Here is an 18,205-nt window from a genome sequence, read left to right on the forward strand (position 1 = left end):
GCCAGATGCGCTCTGGGCAAAAGGATCGGAAACGCACTTCATGCACAACTATCTCGATTTCGAAAAACCTATCTCGGATCTCGAAGGCAAGATTCATGAACTGAAGAAGCTTGCCAGCGAAGACGAGAGCATCGATACGTCGGACGAGGTCGGGCGGCTTGAGGTACGTGTTCGCGAAGCCATGATCGACATCTATTCCAAGCTCAATCCCTGGCAAAAGACGCAAGTCGCGCGGCATCCGCAGCGTCCGCATTTCGTGGACTATGCCAAGGTGCTGTTCGAGGAATTCACCCCGCTTGCCGGCGACCGCAAATTCTCCGAAGACGCGGCGATCCAGGCCGGCCTTGCACGCTTTCGCGGCGAGCCTGTTGCCGTGATCGGGCAGGAAAAGGGCAACGACACCAAGTCGCGCCTCAAGCACAATTTCGGCAGCCCCCGGCCTGAGGGTTACCGCAAGGCGATCCGCGTCATGGAGATGGCCGACCGTTTTCGTCTGCCGGTCATTACCTTGATCGACACGGCAGGCGCCTATCCGGGCGTCGGTGCCGAGGAGCGCGGCCAGGCGGAGGCGATCGCCCGTTCGACGGAAATGTGCCTGAACATCAAGGTACCGCTCGTTTCCGTCGTCATCGGCGAGGGCGGTTCAGGCGGCGCGATTGCGATTGCGACCGGCAATCGCGTCTACATGCTCGAGCACTCGATCTACAGCGTCATTTCGCCGGAAGGTGCCGCCTCGATCCTTTGGCGCGATTCCACCCGGGCAAGAGAAGCGGCCACCAACATGAAGATCACCGCCGAGGATCTGAAATCGCTGGGCATCATCGACGGCATCATCCCCGAACCCGTCGGCGGCGCGCACAGGGAACCGGACAGCGTGATCGCCGCAACCGGCAACGCGATTGCGGCCGCACTCGGCGAATTGTCCGAGCGGCCCGGCGAGCAGTTGCGCAATGAACGGCGCCAGAAATTTCTCAATATGGGCCGCAATCTTTAGTATACGATCGGCGCTTTATACGCGAGAAGCGGGGAATGAGGCCAAACCTTGGCCACATTCCTGTTATTCCTAACAATTGTGCTTGGGGGAGTCGCGGGCGCTTCATAGGCTAATAACGATTTGTGAAGTATAAGCGGCCTATGATTCCGCTCCAGTCTTGACCATGGGACGGTTCAAGTTGGGTTGTCTCGTACTTATGGGCTTTACCGCATGCGTGTACGTCATATCGCCTATGTATCCCTGATGGCGTTGGCTCTTGCCGGCTGCAACGACGCATTGGAGTCGACGTCCATTGACCTGTCGAAGGTCAAGAACAAGGTCGAGCAGCCGCTTCCGAACAGCATCCTTGCCGAAATGAAAACCAAAGGCATGGATCGCAATTCGCCGATCATGATCCGCATCTTCAAGGAAGAGGGCGCTCTCGAAATCTGGAAGGCGAGGACCGACAATCGGTTCGAAAAAATCGCGGGCTATCAGATCTGCGCCTGGTCGGGGCGCCTCGGCCCGAAAGTGAAGGAAGGCGACCGTCAGGCGCCGGAAGGCTTCTACGATCTTACGCGCGCCAATCTGAACCCGAATTCCAAATATTACCTTGCGATCAATACCGGCTTTCCCAACCGCTACGACCAGGCAAACGGCCGCTCCGGCACCAATCTGATGATCCATGGCGCCTGCTCCTCGTCGGGCTGCTATTCGATGACCGACGAACAGGTTCTGCAGATCTACGCCTTTGCCCGCGACGCCTTCAAGGGCGGCCAGACCACAGTGCAGCTGCAGGCCTTTCCGTTCCGGATGACGGCGGAAAACATGGTCAAGCACCGCATGAGCCCAAACTATGATTTCTGGAAAATGCTGAAGGTCGGCTACGACAATTTCGAGGTCACCAAGCGGCCGCCGGAGGTCAATGTCTGCGAGAAGAAATACGTCTTCAATCAGCAGGCCGAGAACGGTGCCGGCTTCAACCCGTCCGGCAAGTGCCCGGCCATGTCCACGCCTCCGGCACTGACGGCCGCGCTCGCTTCCTACGAAAAGGAATATGAGCGTGACTACGCCAAGGCCATGGGGAAGTATGATGGCATGGCCTGGTACGATCCGAGCGAAGCGGAACGCAAGGCGGTCGTCGCCAAGCTGCGGAAGGGCCGGGAACTCGCCTATGCCCCGACGGGCACCTCGCTTCAGGCTGGCCGCATGGTCAAGGTTGCCGAGCTCGAGGAACTGACGGCCAAGCAGCTGTCGTCTCCTTCAAAGGCGACGGCACGCTCGGCGACGGCCGTTGCGGCAACATCTCCGGCCAATAGCCAGCAGCCGGCTTCTGCACCCTCGCCCGCACCGACGGCGGTTGCTTCCGTTGAACCCGCTTCCGTGCCCATTCCGACTGCCAATCCGCTGGCTTACAGCGCCCCGGCGCCCTCCGAAGTGGCACAGCCGGAATCGAGGAAGCCGTTTTGGAAATTCTGGAGCAAGGATCAGACGACTCCTTCAACCGCAACTGCGACAGCTGCCACAGCACAACAGTCGGCGGCTACTGGCGGTGAGCCGGCTCCCGTCAATAGCCAGCCTGTCAACGGCCAGAAAGTAGCGCCAGCAGCGGCTGCTCCCGCTTCAACGGCATCAGCTCAACCGACCCCTGCTCCTGCGCCGGCCAGCCCACCCGCCGATGGGACCGTAACGGCAACCGAAACGGCGCAGGCGGCATCCAGGAAGCCGTTCTGGAAATTCTGGGCCAAGGAATGAACGCAACCGACGCAGCGCTTTATGATCTGCGTGGCCTGAAGTGCCCCCTGCCGGTCCTGAAGCTGCGCAAGCGGCTTGTGGCTATGCGGCCTGGCGATTCCCTCTATATCGAGACGACCGATCCGCTCGCGGTGATCGATATTCCGCATTTCTGCAACGAGAACGGCCACGAACTCGTCGCGACACAGGTGACCGAAGGGGGTCACCGTTTTCTGGTCCGCAAGGGGTGACTGCTTCGTAGCTGCCTTAGAGCCGGATGATTTCAGGTCGAATCGACCTGAAATCTGAATCCGCCTCTAAATCAAAGAGTTAGAGCGGGATGCCGAAAACCGCACACACTTTTCGGCATCCCGCTCTAGTTCAGATCTTCATGCCGGGGATGGCGAGGGGATTGTTGCCGAGTGCCGTCCGATCCGCCCTATCGACCCGCGGTTTTCCAAGAAAGGCGTCGAACAGGTCCCGCACAAACGCTTCCGGTAGATCCTTCGTGATCAGAACCATCCTTGTCCGGCGGTCCGCCGGATCAGGCCAGGCGGGCAGTCGCACCGGCGGATGAAAGATGTTCTGGACGCCGTGCAGGACGACCGGCCTCTCCGGCCTGTCGGAAAGAGCAACGATCGCTTTCATCCGAAGAAGGCGCTCGCCATGCGCCGAACGCAGCAGATCGACAAACATCTCGAGCGCCATCGGATCGATGGGTTGGCTTTCGACGAGGGAGAATGAACGGATCGTCTCGTCGTGCCGGTTCACGTCATGCGGATCCTGATGGTGGCCATGCCCGTGATCATGATCATGGTGATGGTCGTGATCATGCGCCTCTTCGTCCTGCAACCACCGGCCGACATCGGCGATTTTGGAGGCGGGATCGTAAAGCCCGTTGACGAGAATGGCGGCCTTGCCTGCATCTTCGCTGTCGGCATCAAGCATGGGCGCGCGCGGGTTGAGCCCTCTCAGGCGCACCTCCAGCTCCTGATGGTGCTGTCCGCCGGCGAGCGGAATCTTCGAGACGATCAGCCGGTCGGCGACCGCCACCTGCTTGCGCGCCTCCTCATGATTGTCGAGCGTCTGCAATCCGTTGACGGCATCGACGACGGTGATCACGCCATCGAGTTCGAAATTTGTCGCGATCACCGGATTGCCCATGATCGCCTGCATCACCGGCGCCGGATCGGCAAGCCCAGTGGTTTCGATGACAATGCGCTTGATCGGCCGGACGCGCCCCGTCTGCATGGCGTCCATGAGGTTCGCCAGCGTATCCACCAGCTCGCCGCGCACCGTGCAGCACAGGCAGCCATCCGAAAGTTCGATGATGGAATCGCCGGAACTTTCGACCAGCAGATGGTCGATGCCGACATCGCCGAACTCGTTGATGATGACGGCCGCATCCTTCATGCCAGGATCTTTGAGGATACGGTTGAGCAATGTCGACTTGCCGGCGCCAAGAAAGCCGGTGAGAACCGAAACTGGAATCCGTTCACGTAAACTCATGATAGACCTGCCTCAGAACGAAGTCGGGCGCGGCAACGGTATAGGAACATTGGCAATTTCGTTGGCATCGGCAGATGCCAGCTTGTCCGTCTTTGGCTGCTTCGTCTGGGGCTGCTTCGTCTGAGGCTGCGCATCCTGGCCCTGCAGAATACCGGCAAAGACGAATTGCGGCGGATGATCCATTTCATGGATATAGGGAGACATGACCTTCATGCGGCCCGCCTCGTCACGCGTTTCGCTGCGAACCTGCGCAGCCTTCGGATTGCAGATATCCGCGCTGATGTCGCTTACCTGATCCTGGCCCGGCCCATAGGGATGCAGTGAACCGAGGGTCTCTTTGCCCGCGTACTTACCCGCAAACCCGTTCTCCAGGAGGTCCGCAGAGGCATCCGCGCGCGCCGCAAGGCTATCGGTGCCGAGAACAATGGAAACCAGGGTGCGGCCGTTTCTGGTCGCCGAAGCGATCTGATTGAAGCCGGCGGCGCAGATGAAGCCTGTCTTCATACCGTCGGCGCCGTCGAAGCGCCCGATCAGCATGTTGATGTTCGGAACCTGCTTGGTACCGGTGGTGAAGCCTTCGAGTGCAAAATAGCCGGCATACTGCGGAAACTCGCGCCGAAGCGCGACCGTCAGGATCGCGAGATCGCGGGCAGTCGTATATTGTCCCTTGCCTGGAAGACCGTTGGGATTGATGAAATGCGAATCCGTCATTCCGAGCTGCTGGGCCTCCGCATTCATCCGCGTGACGAAGGCCTCCTGGGTTCCTCCTATCGCTTCGCCGACGGCCATCGCGACATCGTTGGCGGATTTGATCAGCATGATCTTGAGCGCGCTGTCGAGCGTCAGCTTCTGGCCGGGCTTGAAATACATCTTCGCCGGCGGTTGTGCTGCCGCCCGCTTGCTGATCGCCACTGGGGTATCGAGCGAAATCTGGCCGGCCTTGATAGCCCTGAAGACGGTATAGACCGTCATCAGCTTCGTCAGCGACGCCGGATACCATTTGCGAAAAGCTTCCTCGTGATCGAGAACCTTTCCGCTATTCACATCGACGAGGATGTGCGGGTTCGCTTGGGCAAAGGGCGCCATCGACAGGAACAGCGCTGATATGGCCGCGGTGAAAGAGAGCGGCCGCCTGGGGGCAAACAAACGGTTCTGGTTCGTCGGCACGGTCAAAATCCTTGCATATCCGGAAAATTCTCGAAACCTCCGCCTATTTAGCCTATATGGCTATGAGATGGCAAAGGTCGTTAATTAAGTTATTTCGACATCATTATGCCCTTGCGATGTCGCAAACCGGTCACAATTCCGATCAGCAGGATACTCAAGCATGCCGATTTTGAACAGAGCCGCGGAACTTCAGGATGAAGTTACAGAGTGGCGGCGCCATATCCATGCCCGGCCCGAACTTCTCTTCGCAGTGGAGAATACCGCGGCCTTCGTTGCCGAAAAGCTGAGAGAATTCGGCGTCGACGAGATCGTTACCGGCATCGGTCGGACGGGTGTGGTCGGATTGATCCGCGGCAAGGGCGACAGCGGTCGAGCGATCGGCCTTCGCGCCGACATGGATGCCTTGCCGCTGACGGAAATTTCCGGCAAGCCCTGGGCCTCGACGACGCCGGGAAAAATGCACGCCTGCGGCCATGACGGTCATACGGCGATGCTGCTGGGGGCCGCGAAATATCTCGCCGAGACGCGCAATTTCAACGGCAATGTCGCGGTCATCTTCCAGCCGGCCGAGGAAGGCGGCGGCGGCGGCAACCTGATGGTCCAGGATGGCATGATGGAGCGCTTCGGTATCGAGGAAGTCTATGGCATGCACAATCTGCCGGGCCTGCCCGTCGGCCATTTCGCCATCCGCAAAGGGCCGATCGCTGCGGCGACCGACGAATTCACGGTGACGATCAAGGGGCGCGGCGGCCACGCCGCCATGCCGCACAAGACGATCGATCCGATTGCCATCGGCGCGCAGATCGTCACCAACCTGCAACTCATCGCCGCACGAACCGTCGATCCGTTGCGCTCCGTCGTCGTTTCCGTCACCAAATTCAATGCGGGCTTTGCCCATAACGTCATTCCGAACGAGGCGTCGATCGCCGGCACCATCAGAACGCTCGACCCGGAGATCCGCGATCTCGCCGAAACCCAGATGAAGCAGATCATTCGCGGCCTTGCCGCAGCGCACGGCGCCGAGGCCAATATCAGCTTTCATCGGAACTATCCCGTGACGTTCAATCATGCGACAGAAACCGCCCACGCGGTCAAGGTCGCAACGGATATCGCCGGGGCGGACAAGGTGGATCCGGAAACCGACCCGATGATGGGCGGCGAAGATTTCTCCTATATGCTGAACGCGCGCCCCGGCGCCTTCATCTTCATTGGCAACGGCGATAGCGCCGGCCTGCACAACCCGGCCTATGACTTCAACGACGAGGCGATCGCTCACGGCGTATCCTACTGGATCAGACTGGCGGAACAGCGGCTCAGCGCCTGAACAGGCTTTCCCGGAGCAAGCTTTCCTTGTCATCGTGACGCAAAAAGGCTTGGCTTCAAGCCAAGCCTTTTGTATGCATGGCGCAAGTGGTCCCGTAGCTCAGCAGGATAGAGCATCAGATTCCTAATCTGAGGGTCACGCGTTCGAATCGCGTCGGGATCACCATTGTTTATATGTTGCCTTTTGCAGCATCCTGCTGCTGTTCAAGCCGTCCGGGGACGATATGCACATTACGATGATAGGGTCAGGCTATGTCGGCTTGGTATCCGGCGCCTGTTTTGCCGATTTCGGTCACGACGTCATCTGTGTTGACAAGGATGCTTCCAAGATCGAGGCGTTGCGGGCCGGCCGCATTCCGATCTATGAGCCGGGGCTCGACCAGCTTGTGGCGGACAACACGCAATCCGGACGGCTCACCTTTTCCACCGACGTGAAGGAAAGCGTCGCCGGCGCCGATGTCGTCTTTATCGCGGTCGGCACGCCGTCGCGCCGCGGTGACGGCCATGCCGACCTATCCTATGTCTATGCGGCTGCCCGCGAAATCGCCGAGCATGTCACCGGCTTTACCGTCATCGTGACGAAATCGACCGTTCCCGTCGGAACCGGCGACGAGGTCGAACGCATCGTGCGCGAGGCCAATCCGCAGGCGGATGTCGCCGTTGTTTCGAACCCGGAATTCCTGCGCGAAGGTGCGGCGATCGAGGATTTCAAGCGGCCCGACCGCATCGTCGTCGGACTGAACGACGATCGCGCCCGAACCGTCATGACCGAAGTCTACCGTCCGCTCTATCTCAACCAGGCGCCGCTGGTTTTCACGACGCGCCGGACGTCGGAACTGATCAAATATGCCGCCAACGCCTTTCTCGCGATGAAGATCACCTTCATCAACGAAATAGCGGACCTGGCTGAGCGCGTCGGCGCCGACGTGCAGGATGTTTCGCGCGGCATCGGCCTCGACGGCCGCATCGGCGCGAAGTTCCTGCATGCAGGCCCTGGCTATGGCGGGTCGTGCTTCCCGAAGGACACGTTGGCCCTTGCCAAGACCGCACAGGACTACGAAAGCCCGGTGCGTCTGATCGAGACCACCATATCGGTAAACGACAATCGCAAACGCGCCATGGGGCGCAAGGTGATCGCGGCCATGGGCGGCGACGTGCGCGGCAAGAAGATCGCCGTCCTCGGCCTGACCTTCAAGCCGAACACCGACGACATGCGCGACAGCCCGGCGATCGCTATCATCCAGGCCTTGCAGGACGGCGGCGCCCGTATTGCCGGCTATGACCCGGAGGGCATGGAAAATGCCCGCAGGATCATCGAGAACATCGAATATGCTGAAGGCCCCTACGAGGCCGCCGAAGACGCCGACGCGCTTGTCATCGTCACGGAATGGAACCAGTTCCGTGCCCTCGATTTCAAGCGCCTGAGGACACTCGTGCGCGGCCCGGTCCTCGTCGATCTGCGCAACATCTATCGTCAAGACGAAGTTACCCGTCACGGCTTCAGCTATACGGCGATCGGCAGGCCCGCTGCCACTTGAAATCCTTCATCGGCGGAAATGCCGGCTGGATGACCTATATTCCATCGGGAGGTGCATGCTTGATCGGATCCGGCGGAAAACCCGGCAACCGGTCAACCATCGCCTGTCTACGACTCTAAATCATCTTGGAGAGAGGAATTAATGTCAGAAAAGACAGTTCTCGTGGTCGGCGGCGCCGGCTATATCGGCTCGCACACATGTCTGGAGTTGGCCTCGAAGGGCTATCAGCCGGTGGTTTTCGACAATCTCTCCAACGGCCATGGCGAATTCGTCAAATGGGGGCCGTTGGAACAGGGCGACATTCGTGATCGCGCGCGTCTGGATGAAGTTTTCGCCAAATACCGGCCCGATGCCATTCTTCACTTCGCCGCCCTGATCGAGGTCGGCGAATCGGTCAAGAACCCGGTTGCCTTTTACGACAACAACGTCGTCGGCGCGCTGACGCTCCTGTCGGCGGCGCTGGCGGCCGGTGTCAACAATTTCGTCTTTTCGTCCACCTGCGCGACCTATGGCCTGCCTGAACGCGTTCCGATGGACGAAACCCATTCGCAGGCGCCGATCAATCCCTATGGCCGCAGCAAATGGATCATAGAGCAGGTGCTGAAGGACTACGCCACCTATAGCAGCATGCGCTCGGTCATCCTGCGCTACTTCAACGCGGCCGGCGCCGATTTCGAAGGCAGCATCGGCGAGTGGCACACGCCGGAAACGCACGCCATACCGCTGGCGATCGAAGCCGCCCTCGGCCGGCGCCAGGGCTTCAAAATATACGGAAATGATTATGAAACGCGCGACGGTACCTGCGTGCGCGACTACATCCACGTGCTCGATCTGGCCGATGCCCATGTCCGCGCCGTGGACCACCTCCTAAAAGGTGGCGATTCTGTGGCGCTCAACCTCGGAACTGGCACAGGTACCACGGTAAAGGAGCTTGTAAGCGCCATCGCGGACGTATCCGGCCGGCCGTTTCCGACGGAAAATGCTCCCCGCCGCGAGGGTGACTCGACGGCTCTTGTCGCCAATAATGACAAGGCGCGGGAGATTCTCGGATGGGTTCCGCGCTACAACCTTAACGACATCATCCAGTCTGCCTGGAACTGGCATGTTCGCTCCAACCAACACTGAATCCGTTAAGAGCGCCCGATAATCCTGACGCTGGCAATCTGCCTAGTGCGCCAGGATTATCTACATTAGGCATTTGAAAATAAATAGCTTCTAATTTATGAAGCTCAGCGGCTCCGCCTTCCTCTGCCGGCTAACGGAATGAAATCCACATCCGGAATCCGCGCGCCATCTCATATTCAGGAAGCGACACGGTCGACTCAGCAGCCCCTAGAAATTCGGGGCTGCGGTTAGCCGGCAGGGCATGCATTGCTTGCATTAGCTTTTCGATAAACGCCCTGATTTTACCCGATCACAAAACTGTGACTGGCGGGCCACACCGCAGTGCCAACATTTCGTCAAAAAAGCGTCTTTGAGCTGGATTGAAATTGCATGGGATACGGCATTTTGTATCTTCGGCCGCGGAAATTATGGCACATTTATGTCAAATTTCTTCGCTTGCGGGATGCGAGAGGGACGCCTCAGTACAGGCAAACAAACGCATGCCATCTGCATTCACCAATTGGGGATAATTATGAATATCAAAGCTCTTTTACTCGGCTCGGCTGCTGCGCTCGCAGTCGTTTCCGGTGCTCAGGCTGCCGACGCCATCGTCGCCGCTGAACCGGAGCCGATCGAATACGTCCGCGTTTGCGACGCATACGGCACCGGCTACTTCTACATCCCGGGCACGGAAACCTGCCTGTTGATCAACGGTTACGTCCGCTTCCAGACCGACTTCGGTCATGAAGTTGGCTCCACCTTCGACTCCGGCCGTCATGGCTCCGACTGGGATGCCTTCACCCGCGCTCAGCTGCAGTTCACGACCAAGAGCGACACCGAGTACGGCACTCTGACCGGCCTCATCGCTCTGCGTACCAATGCCGACAGCCCGAACGCCGACGGCGACAAGGGCTCTGGCCGCAACACCTTCATCGACGTTGCTTACATCGACATCGCCGGCTTCCGCGTCGGTTACCAGTACAGCTGGTGGGATGACGATATGAGCGGCGAAACCGACGTTCTGAACAGCAACTCCACCAACCACAACTCGATCCGTTACCAGTATACCGCCGACAACTTCACGGCCGGCGTCGCAGTGGACGAACTGCAGGGCAACAGAACGCCCTTCGGCAGCGCAGCCCGTGCGGAAGATGGTCAGTCGATCGGCGTTGCCGGTCAGGTTTCCGTAACCTTCAGCCCGGTCACCGCATACCTGCTCGGTGGCTATGACACCGACACCGAAAACGGCGCAATCCGCGGTATCGTCTATGCCGAAATCGGCCCGGGCAAGCTCGGCCTCGCTGGCGTATGGGCGAGCGGCTCGAACGCTTACTACGAAGCATCCGAATGGGCTGTTGCCGTTCAGTACGCTGTCAAGGCAACCGACAAGTTCACCATCACCCCCGGCTTCCAGTACTTCGGCAACTACGGTCTCGTCGCTGGCGAGGACGAGTTCAACGATGACAACGACGCCTGGAAGGCCGGCCTGACGCTCGACTACCAGATCGCAGAAAACCTGTCCTCGAAGGTCAGCGTTCAGTACTTCGATCAGGACGAAGGCGACGAGCAGTGGACCGGTTTTTTCCGTCTGCAGCGCGCATTCTAATCTGATCTGACCTCGGTTGATCAGGAAGCCCGGCTTTCGAGCCGGGCTTCGACTGAGGCTCTAGAGCAATTCCAGGAAAAGTGCGAAGCGGTTTTCCGTCCGGAATTGCGTAAAAACAAAAAGTTAGAGCGGTTCTGCGTTTCCATGAAAAGCTGAAACGCTCTAAGCGCACTTCAATTGCCTGGAATGCAGCCGTCTATGGCAAGCTGTGTGCAGAAGCCGAACAGCATTCATTGTATTAAAAGGCTGACTTATGCCGGGTCTACCGGTGTCGTTATGACGATTTCCCTGCTCGGTATGGCGACAGCGGGAGAACGAACTTTCTGGAAGCCGCGCTTGACCTCTGCGCGGCTTTCTTTTTGCCCTACCGAAACCCGTTCCTGGGTTTCTACGACGCACTCGTCATTTCCAGCCGTCGTCCGGCTGCGGGTTAATCCCAACGTATTAGTAAGTGACGTAGATAGCTCCAAGAATCTCATTGCTTTTCTTGGAAATGAAGTAATCGCATCCCCCAAAGAACGCCGAAACTATTAAGTTCCGCGAGATTCTTACACCTTGGGGATGTGAAATATTTCAGAATTCCTATCGACCCCCTATCAAGATTGCGGTTGCGGAAGTTTTATTATTAATTACTTATTTAGAGAAATCTAATTCCATAAACAAGATTGATTAAAGCGAACCAGGATGCTGCAACCCGATGGACCCGGTCATTCGCAAGTTCATCTTCCATGATCTGCAGACGGTCGAAGGATATATCGATCCGCCCGATGCGCTCGTGTTCCTCTCTCTTTTGCAAAGCCAGGAAGCAAAAGGACTGAGCGGCGGCATTGCCGAAATCGGCGTCTTCTACGGCCGTTCCTATTTCCTGGTCCGGAAAATCGCCAACGCGGACGAGAAGGTACTGGCGATCGACCTGTTCGAGCAGGCCGCCAAGGGCAATGTGTCGCAATATAAGCGCTTCGTCGAAACCGGCCGCCGGCTCAATCTGCCGGTCGATGAGGGCCTGATCATCAAGGGCGACAGCACGCGGCTAGAGCCGAACGATATAACCGATAGGATCGGCAAGGTGCGCTTCTTCAGCATCGACGGCGGACACATGCTGCCCGATGTGCTTGCGGACGGCTCTTTGGCGATGGATTGTCTTGCCGAACACGGCGTCATCGCCTTCGACGACACCTTTAACCCCGCCTGGCCCGAAGTCACGGTCGGCCTCGCCGATATCCTGCGGCGAAAAAGTGAAGCTTTTTCCGCCTTCTGCATGACGCGGTTCAGAACCTATGTCTGCCGGCGCGAGTTTCATGAGTTCTACCGTCGCACCATTGCCAACGCGCAGGACCTTAGCGCCTTTGATCACACCGAAACCGAATTTCTCGGATCTAGCGTCACGCGCCTTCATGACCCTATTCGCCGCCGCGTCGTCTATGAACTCATGGCCCGGCTGCGCATGCGCGGGCTTTTGGAAAGAGTCTACCGATAGAGCAATCCCCGAAGGCGAATAACCAACTTGTTATCGTGACAATTGAATAAGGCCGTCCCTTGAGATGTTTGCAGTGCAGCATATCAAGGAGACCGATATGGCCTGCACTACCACTGAACTGACATCTGCGGAAAACGCCCCACGCTATGACCGGGTCACGATCGCTCTGCATTGGGCGACGGCCATTCTCGTGACAGGACAATTCACAAGCGCCCACATATGGGAACAATTTCAACGCGGAACGTCTTTGCGACTTAGCTTGATTTCAACGCATATCGCCTTTGGCATCCTGCTTGCAGCCGTCATCATCGCCCGCATCTGCTGGCGATTCATGAACCGCGGCAAATTACCGCCTGCCGTCTCCGGGCTCCAGCACGTTGCCGCGAGCACCGTACACTTTCTCCTCTATGGCCTATTGATTTGCCAGGTGGCACTCGGCTTCACCCTAGGCTGGGCGGTGAACCTGCCGCTGAGCTTCTTCGGCCTATTCACGATTCCACAGCTGCTGACGATCGCTCCCGAGGCGCGACAGACGATTGCCGCCCTGCACAACGGCGTCGCCTGGGCCATCATCGCAATCGCCGGCATTCACGCTGCGGCGGCACTCCTGCATCACTATGTGCTTCGCGATCACGTGCTTCTGCGGATGATCCCCCAACGGAGGCGGAGGCTCTAAGCTAGCCCGCCACATCCGCGAATGCTAATATTGGACAACTTCCCGAGCCCTGAACTGGCGGATCCGGCCGAACGAGACAGAGGAGATCACCCATGGCTGATAAATCGGCATTCACGGCGGACGAATGGAAGCTCCTTCTGGAAAGCGTAATGATGGCGGGCATCGCCGTGACCGCATCCGAACCGAGCGGCCTCTGGGGCCTCATCAAGGAGAGCATTGCCAGCAGCCGCGTTCTCATGGAAGCCAAAGCCGATGCCGCCTCGAACCCGCTCATCAAGGCGGTCGTTGCAGACTTTGAAACGGCCGAGGGGCGAACAGCCGCACGCGACGGTCTGCAGGAAAAGCTGAAAGGCGCCAAACCCCAGGACATGAAGGTGAGGTGCATCGAGACGATCGGGCAGGCGAGAGCCGTGATCGACGCCAAGGCCCCCGAGGACGCGACCGCCTTCAAGAACTGGCTCTATCAGATCAGCAAGCGCGTGTCGGAAGCCGCCAAGGAAGGCGGCTTCATGGGTTTCGGCGGTGTGGCCGAGAGCGAAGCCGAGAAGGCGACGCTTGCGGAGATATCGGCGGCACTAAAGCTTGGTTAGATGTGAGTTTTCGGAAAGTTTGTTCGTGCCGATGGGCAAGATACGAATTTCCATGAAGCGCGACGTGGGCGGCAAGTCCCACCAACCCACGATGATAGTTGTCTGGCGCGGACGCCTCCCCAATTTTCCTCACCAGTCAGTTTATGCTGGGTGAGCAGCGGCCCGTGCCCCAATTACCGCCTCAAATCTTGGAAAGGGCAAATCCCGCCAACCCGTATTTCGGAGCCAGTTGTTTGACGCGAAAGCCTCCCCGAGCTCCCTCATCCCTGTGCCCGTCACAGGGATCCAGTCGCCGTGCGTCCGCACGGCGAAAAGACTCCTCATGCCGATTGCCTGAAGCCCAATCATCCGCCCCTCTTCAATCATGAGGGCTACTTCTGCATTCTCGCCTCCAAGAAGCGAGTCATTCGCGCCGTGGACACGGCGCTGCTGGATCCCTGTGACGGGCACAGGGATGAGGGAGCTCGGGGAGGCTCCGCGCCAAACAACAAGCTTTGAAAATAGGGGAGGTACCGGTTCTGGCATTTCCAAGAACTCCGGGAGGTATGCGGCCCCTCACACTCCCTGACCTGTGCTTGTCACAGGAATTGTGGAGAGAGGCGCAGCCGGTTGCGACGGCAGAGGACGCCAAAAAGTGTGCGCGGTTTTCGGGCGATTTCTCCTAGGGTCAGCGCATCTCCGATGCGCTGGCGTTCCGCCTGGCAACGGACAAATGTGCACCGCAATAAAAAATTCGTGATACATATTGCAATGCGTCAAAAGTCTGCCACCGTTTGGCCTTTTAACGCAGCAGGCGGGATCACTGCCGCTTGACCAAACCGACTTGCGAGCCATTTCTGACAGCGGCGTTCGAATTCCCACCTTGAGCAGCTGTCCCGGCCGGAACAGATGGAGTTGTAACATCACAAACCTGATCCTTGAGCCGGATGAAATTGTCTTCGAACATTTAAGCGAGAACCGGTCTCGCGCGGCGCTGAATGGAGCGTTCTGGTCGGCGCTGGATACGCTGATACCGACGGCGTTGAACAGCCTCGTGTTCATCGTCACGTCGAGATACCTGCAGCCGCAGGACTTCGGTCTCGTGGCGCTTGCTTTCAGTATCGTGAGTTTTGCCGCCGGCCTCGGGCCGACGGCGTTCGGCGAAGCGTTGATCCAGCAGAAGACCATTCGACGCAGCCATCTCGACACCGTGTTCTGGATGGCGTTTGCGTCGGCTGCCATCCTTTACATGGTGATTTTCACCGGATCGCGCCACATCGCCCATGCCGTGGGCCACGACGAAATCGTCGGCCTGCTGAAGATCATCGGCCTGAAGGTCTTCTTCGACATGATGATCATCGTTCCCAACGCGCTCATCGGCCGCACGATGTCTTTTCATCTCGCGGCCACCCGGACGGCAATTGCCACCGTCGTATCCGGCCTCATATGCCTGACGCTGATCATCGCGGGCTTCGGCCTCTGGGCGCTCGCGATCGCGCAAATCGCGGCACCCGCGGCCGGGTGCGCCGCCGCCTTCTGGGGCGCGCGCTGGCTGCCGGGACTGCGGATCAAGTGGAAGAGCCTTCGTGAGCTCCTGCACTACGGCGTGTTCGCCTCCGGCAACCGCTTTCTCCAGTCCATGAGCCTCGATCAGCTGATCATCGGCACGCTTGTCAGCCCGGCCGCGCTCGGCATCTATAACTTCGCCCGGCGGCTTTTTGAAATGATCAACAACGTTGTCGCCGGAGGATTGAACTCGGTAACGCACGTTCTTCTGTCGTCGCTTCAGCATGATCAGAACAAAGTCCGCGAGGCATTCCTCATGGCAACCTTCGGCTGCTCGCTCGTGTCGTTCCCGGCTTTCATGGGGCTCGCGGCTGTCGCCGATGACGCCATTCCGCTGATTTTCGGGCAGCATTGGGTGGCTGCGGTCTGGCCGGTGCGCTTCTTCTGCGTCATCGGCTTGATGGCCGGGATAGGCGTCGTCCAGGCCTCCCTGATTACCAGCCAGGGCAGATCAGACTGGTGGTTCTATTACCAGCTCGTCCGAAACATCGTGACGATCGTCACGGTCTTGCTACTGCACCGATATGGCGTACCCACCATCGTCTTCGCGCTGATGCTCGAGGTGCTCATTCTTTGGCCCGTTACGCTTTGGATGGTCTCCCGCCTCATCGATCTCAGTATCGGAAGTTACTTTGCCCAGTTTCTAAGACCGATTGCCGCCTATCTCGGCATGCTGGCTGCCGTGCTCGGCGCTTCCGCATTGCTGCAGGACTGGGCGCCGGCCTGGCGCCTGGCAATCGAAATCCCTGTCGGGGCAATCGTCTATCTGGGCCTGATCTTTATCCTATGCCGCGAGAGGGTCCTTTTTCTGGCAAATACAATGTTACGGCGGCGCCAAGGACAGCCTTCATGAAGCTTCGTTCGGCGCCGTGAGCGAGCCGCCGAACGATTATGCTGTCTCTATCGAATCCGCCGACCGATGTCGCAAAGGAGGGAAGTTATGTCACTCGTCACGTTCATCATCCCGGTTCGACACCAGGACAATGCGAAAGACTGGCCTGCCTTGAAAGCACGGCTGTCCCAAACCGTGGCCTCGATAGCCGGTCAGTCGAGCAACGATTGGAGCGCCGTGATCGTCGCAAACGAGGGGGCGGACCTGCCCGATTTGCCGCCGCGATTTTCGGTATGCCGCGTCACGTTTCCGCCGAACCAGCTCCACGACATGGGCAGCGCGGATAAGGAAAAGGTCTACGACGCCTTCCGCCTGGACAAGGGACGCCGCGTGCTGAGCGGCATGCTTTCGGCCCGTGATGCCCAGTTCTTCATGATCGTGGACGACGACGATTTCGTCAGTTCCAATATCGTCAGTCACGTCGCGCAGCACCCCCGCGCAAACGGCTGGAAGATCACCAAAGGCTACCTCTGGAACGAAGGCGGCAAGCTGGTCATGCACCACGATGATTTCGCCAATTTCTGCGGCACATCACTGATCATACGATCGCGTCTCTATGACCTCCCGGCGACGCTTGAGGATGCCGACATCGACCATGTGAAGACGATGCTGGGCAGCCATGTTCGCATCGCAGGCATATTGGCCGAACGCGGCACCCCGCTCGAGGCGCTGCCGTTCCGCGGCGCGATCTACCGGGTCGGCCATGCCGGCGCGCACAGCAAGTCCTCCGGTCTTCTGGCGACCTATTTCTTGAACCGCCACGCACTCCGCCATCCTCGCCAGCTTGTTCGCGATCTTTTGCGGGTTCGCCCGCTCGACCGCAGCCTGCGCAATGAATTCTTCGGGACTGCCTCCGAGGGCCAACAGGGTGACATGGTGGTCAGCGGTGGAAGAGCCTGAGATAGCGCAGGCGGATGCAGGCTCCAGGCCAACTCCTCCCCTGAGCCAAGTTCCTCCCCAAAACCAGCAAGGCTCGCCGCGGCCCCCCCGGGCGAGCCATCGCTATGCATCGCTGGACGCGATGCGGGGGCTGGCCGCATTTGCGGTCGTTGTCTATCATCTTCAACGACCCTATGCGCCGCTCGCCTATGTCGCCGTCGATTTCTTCTTCGTCCTCAGCGGCTTCGTCATTGCCAGGGCCTACAGCGAAAAGCTCGCCAGCGGAATGCCGCTGGCCGCCTTCATGAAGGCCCGCTACGCGCGCCTCTATCCCCTGTTCCTCCTCGGCACCTTCTACGGACTGGTGCAGCTGCTCTCCCATTGGAAATGGTCGAGCGCCAATGTCGGCGATCTGCTCGCGAGCCTGGTCTCAACCCTGTTCATGCTACCCTCCCCGAGCTTCCTGACGAGATCCCCAACGGATCTCTGGCCGCTCTATCCCTTGAACGGACCGGCCTGGTCGCTGTTCTGGGAATTGCTCGTGAATTTCGCATTCGCGGTCGTCCTTTTCAGGATGAAAACGAAAGCTCTCGCCCTTCTCGCCGCAGCCGCGCTCGTCTGCCTGATCTCATCCGTCTTCATCCACAAATCGCTCGACCTCGGCTGGGAATGGCGATCGATCGACGGCGGACTGGCGCGCGTCTTCTTTTCCTTCGCGGTTGGAATGATCATCTTCAGGATCCAGAAAGACAGGCCGCCAACGACCACCTATCTTGCGATCCTCCCGATCGCCCTGATTTTCGGCCTGTTGTTCCTGCCGATCTATTCGCTGAAATTTGCCCTTTTCTTCTGCGTGATCATCTCGCCGCTTGTCGTCTTTGCCGGCACGCTTCTGGAAATTCCGGCGAGAATCCAGCCGGTTGGTGTATTTCTCGGTTATCTGTCCTATCCGATCTACATGTGTCACAGGGGTTTTACGGAGATGTATGCTCATTTCTACCGTAGCGAGCAAATGAGCCCGTTGGTTTATATCGGGGGCTTTTTGGTGTCGATTTCAGTGATATCGTTTTTGTCGGCTCAGATTGTCTCCGTCGTTCCACGACTTGGGCCTTTCGCGAAAATGCGAGCACCGTAGACGCGGGATCCGCTCCGTCAGCGCAGCGCTTACAGGCCGGATCGTGCCTTAATGGCC

The 18,205-nt window shown here is 58.8% G+C and carries 14 protein-coding genes, 1 tRNA gene and 1 pseudogene; 14 read left to right on the top strand and 2 right to left on the bottom strand.

Annotated elements, in window-relative coordinates; all coding sequences use genetic code 11:
* Positions 1–40 precede the first annotated feature (40 nt).
* From AAE029_RS30715 to AAE029_RS30725, 3 genes and pseudogenes are all read left to right on the top strand, one after another.
* Positions 41–994 (top strand): acetyl-CoA carboxylase carboxyltransferase subunit alpha, encoded by a 954-nt coding sequence (locus AAE029_RS30715; RefSeq protein WP_371076737.1) that lies wholly within the window; start codon positions 41–43, stop codon positions 992–994.
* A 210-nt stretch (positions 995–1,204) separates the two neighbouring features.
* A pseudogene (locus AAE029_RS30720) lies at positions 1,205–2,461 on the top strand (L,D-transpeptidase family protein); the annotation flags it as partial.
* 263 nt (positions 2,462–2,724) lie between these two features.
* A complete protein-coding gene (locus tag AAE029_RS30725) occupies positions 2,725–2,958 on the top strand; it encodes a sulfurtransferase TusA family protein (protein ID WP_371076711.1) in 234 nt (77 codons plus the stop codon).
* 130 nt (positions 2,959–3,088) lie between these two features.
* On the opposite strand, the gene AAE029_RS30730 is transcribed toward AAE029_RS30725, so the two are convergent.
* Both AAE029_RS30730 and AAE029_RS30735 read right to left on the bottom strand, forming a co-directional pair.
* Positions 3,089–4,216, bottom strand: a complete 1,128-nt coding sequence (locus AAE029_RS30730) for a GTP-binding protein (protein ID WP_371076712.1) — start codon at positions 4,214–4,216, stop codon at positions 3,089–3,091.
* A 12-nt stretch (positions 4,217–4,228) separates the two neighbouring features.
* A complete protein-coding gene (locus AAE029_RS30735; protein WP_371076713.1) occupies positions 4,229–5,383 on the bottom strand; it encodes a D-alanyl-D-alanine carboxypeptidase family protein in 1,155 nt (384 codons plus the stop codon).
* 160 nt (positions 5,384–5,543) lie between these two features.
* Here AAE029_RS30735 and AAE029_RS30740 point away from each other — a divergent pair, with 160 nt between their 5' ends.
* The 11 genes from AAE029_RS30740 to AAE029_RS30790 all read left to right on the top strand — a co-directional run bounded on the left by AAE029_RS30740 (position 5,544) and on the right by AAE029_RS30790 (position 18,148).
* Positions 5,544–6,707, top strand: coding sequence for a M20 aminoacylase family protein (locus tag AAE029_RS30740; protein ID WP_371076714.1), 1,164 nt, complete (start codon positions 5,544–5,546; stop codon positions 6,705–6,707).
* A gap of 88 nt (positions 6,708–6,795) precedes the next feature.
* Positions 6,796–6,872: transfer RNA gene (locus AAE029_RS30745), tRNA-Arg, on the top strand.
* Positions 6,873–6,930: 58 nt separating this feature from the next.
* Entirely contained in the window at positions 6,931–8,244 is a 1,314-nt protein-coding gene (locus AAE029_RS30750; RefSeq protein WP_371076715.1) for a UDP-glucose/GDP-mannose dehydrogenase family protein, read from the top strand.
* 141 nt (positions 8,245–8,385) lie between these two features.
* On the top strand, positions 8,386–9,369 hold the full coding sequence (gene galE, locus AAE029_RS30755; RefSeq protein WP_371076716.1) for a UDP-glucose 4-epimerase GalE: 984 nt from the start codon (positions 8,386–8,388) through the stop codon (positions 9,367–9,369).
* A 511-nt stretch (positions 9,370–9,880) separates the two neighbouring features.
* The gene (locus AAE029_RS30760; RefSeq protein ID WP_371076717.1) at positions 9,881–10,954 is read left to right on the top strand and encodes a porin; all 1,074 of its coding nucleotides are present in this window, start codon (positions 9,881–9,883) and stop codon (positions 10,952–10,954) included.
* Positions 10,955–11,651: 697 nt separating this feature from the next.
* Entirely contained in the window at positions 11,652–12,431 is a 780-nt protein-coding gene (locus AAE029_RS30765; RefSeq protein WP_371076718.1) for a class I SAM-dependent methyltransferase, read from the top strand.
* 97 nt (positions 12,432–12,528) lie between these two features.
* The gene (locus tag AAE029_RS30770; RefSeq protein ID WP_371076719.1) at positions 12,529–13,107 is read left to right on the top strand and encodes a cytochrome b; all 579 of its coding nucleotides are present in this window, start codon (positions 12,529–12,531) and stop codon (positions 13,105–13,107) included.
* Between the two features lie 92 nt (positions 13,108–13,199).
* A complete protein-coding gene (locus AAE029_RS30775) occupies positions 13,200–13,697 on the top strand; it encodes a hypothetical protein (protein ID WP_371076720.1) in 498 nt (165 codons plus the stop codon).
* A 910-nt stretch (positions 13,698–14,607) separates the two neighbouring features.
* The gene (locus AAE029_RS30780) at positions 14,608–16,095 is read left to right on the top strand and encodes a lipopolysaccharide biosynthesis protein (protein WP_371076738.1); all 1,488 of its coding nucleotides are present in this window, start codon (positions 14,608–14,610) and stop codon (positions 16,093–16,095) included.
* Between the two features lie 87 nt (positions 16,096–16,182).
* On the top strand, positions 16,183–17,034 hold the full coding sequence (locus AAE029_RS30785) for a galactosyl transferase (protein WP_371076721.1): 852 nt from the start codon (positions 16,183–16,185) through the stop codon (positions 17,032–17,034).
* Between the two features lie 40 nt (positions 17,035–17,074).
* A complete protein-coding gene (locus AAE029_RS30790) occupies positions 17,075–18,148 on the top strand; it encodes an acyltransferase family protein (RefSeq protein WP_371076739.1) in 1,074 nt (357 codons plus the stop codon).
* Positions 18,149–18,205: the final 57 nt, after the last annotated feature.

Origin of the sequence: Sinorhizobium sp. CB7 (assembly GCF_041357635.1) — a bacterium.
Taxonomy (GTDB): Bacteria; Pseudomonadota; Alphaproteobacteria; order Rhizobiales; family Rhizobiaceae; genus Rhizobium.

Excerpts from the sequence above, each read along its gene's own strand:
- AAE029_RS30715 (WP_371076737.1), top strand. The coding sequence starts at position 41 with ATGCACAACTATCTCGATTTCGAAAAACCTATCTCGGATCTCGAAGGC.
- AAE029_RS30725 (WP_371076711.1), top strand. The coding sequence starts at position 2,725 with ATGAACGCAACCGACGCAGCGCTTTATGATCTGCGTGGCCTGAAGTGC.
- AAE029_RS30730 (WP_371076712.1), bottom strand. The coding sequence starts at position 4,216 with ATGAGTTTACGTGAACGGATTCCAGTTTCGGTTCTCACCGGCTTTCTT.
- AAE029_RS30740 (WP_371076714.1), top strand. The coding sequence starts at position 5,544 with ATGCCGATTTTGAACAGAGCCGCGGAACTTCAGGATGAAGTTACAGAG.
- AAE029_RS30750 (WP_371076715.1), top strand. The coding sequence starts at position 6,931 with ATGCACATTACGATGATAGGGTCAGGCTATGTCGGCTTGGTATCCGGC.
- galE (WP_371076716.1), top strand. The coding sequence starts at position 8,386 with ATGTCAGAAAAGACAGTTCTCGTGGTCGGCGGCGCCGGCTATATCGGC.
- AAE029_RS30760 (WP_371076717.1), top strand. The coding sequence starts at position 9,881 with ATGAATATCAAAGCTCTTTTACTCGGCTCGGCTGCTGCGCTCGCAGTC.
- AAE029_RS30765 (WP_371076718.1), top strand. The coding sequence starts at position 11,652 with ATGGACCCGGTCATTCGCAAGTTCATCTTCCATGATCTGCAGACGGTC.
- AAE029_RS30770 (WP_371076719.1), top strand. The coding sequence starts at position 12,529 with ATGGCCTGCACTACCACTGAACTGACATCTGCGGAAAACGCCCCACGC.
- AAE029_RS30775 (WP_371076720.1), top strand. The coding sequence starts at position 13,200 with ATGGCTGATAAATCGGCATTCACGGCGGACGAATGGAAGCTCCTTCTG.
- AAE029_RS30785 (WP_371076721.1), top strand. The coding sequence starts at position 16,183 with ATGTCACTCGTCACGTTCATCATCCCGGTTCGACACCAGGACAATGCG.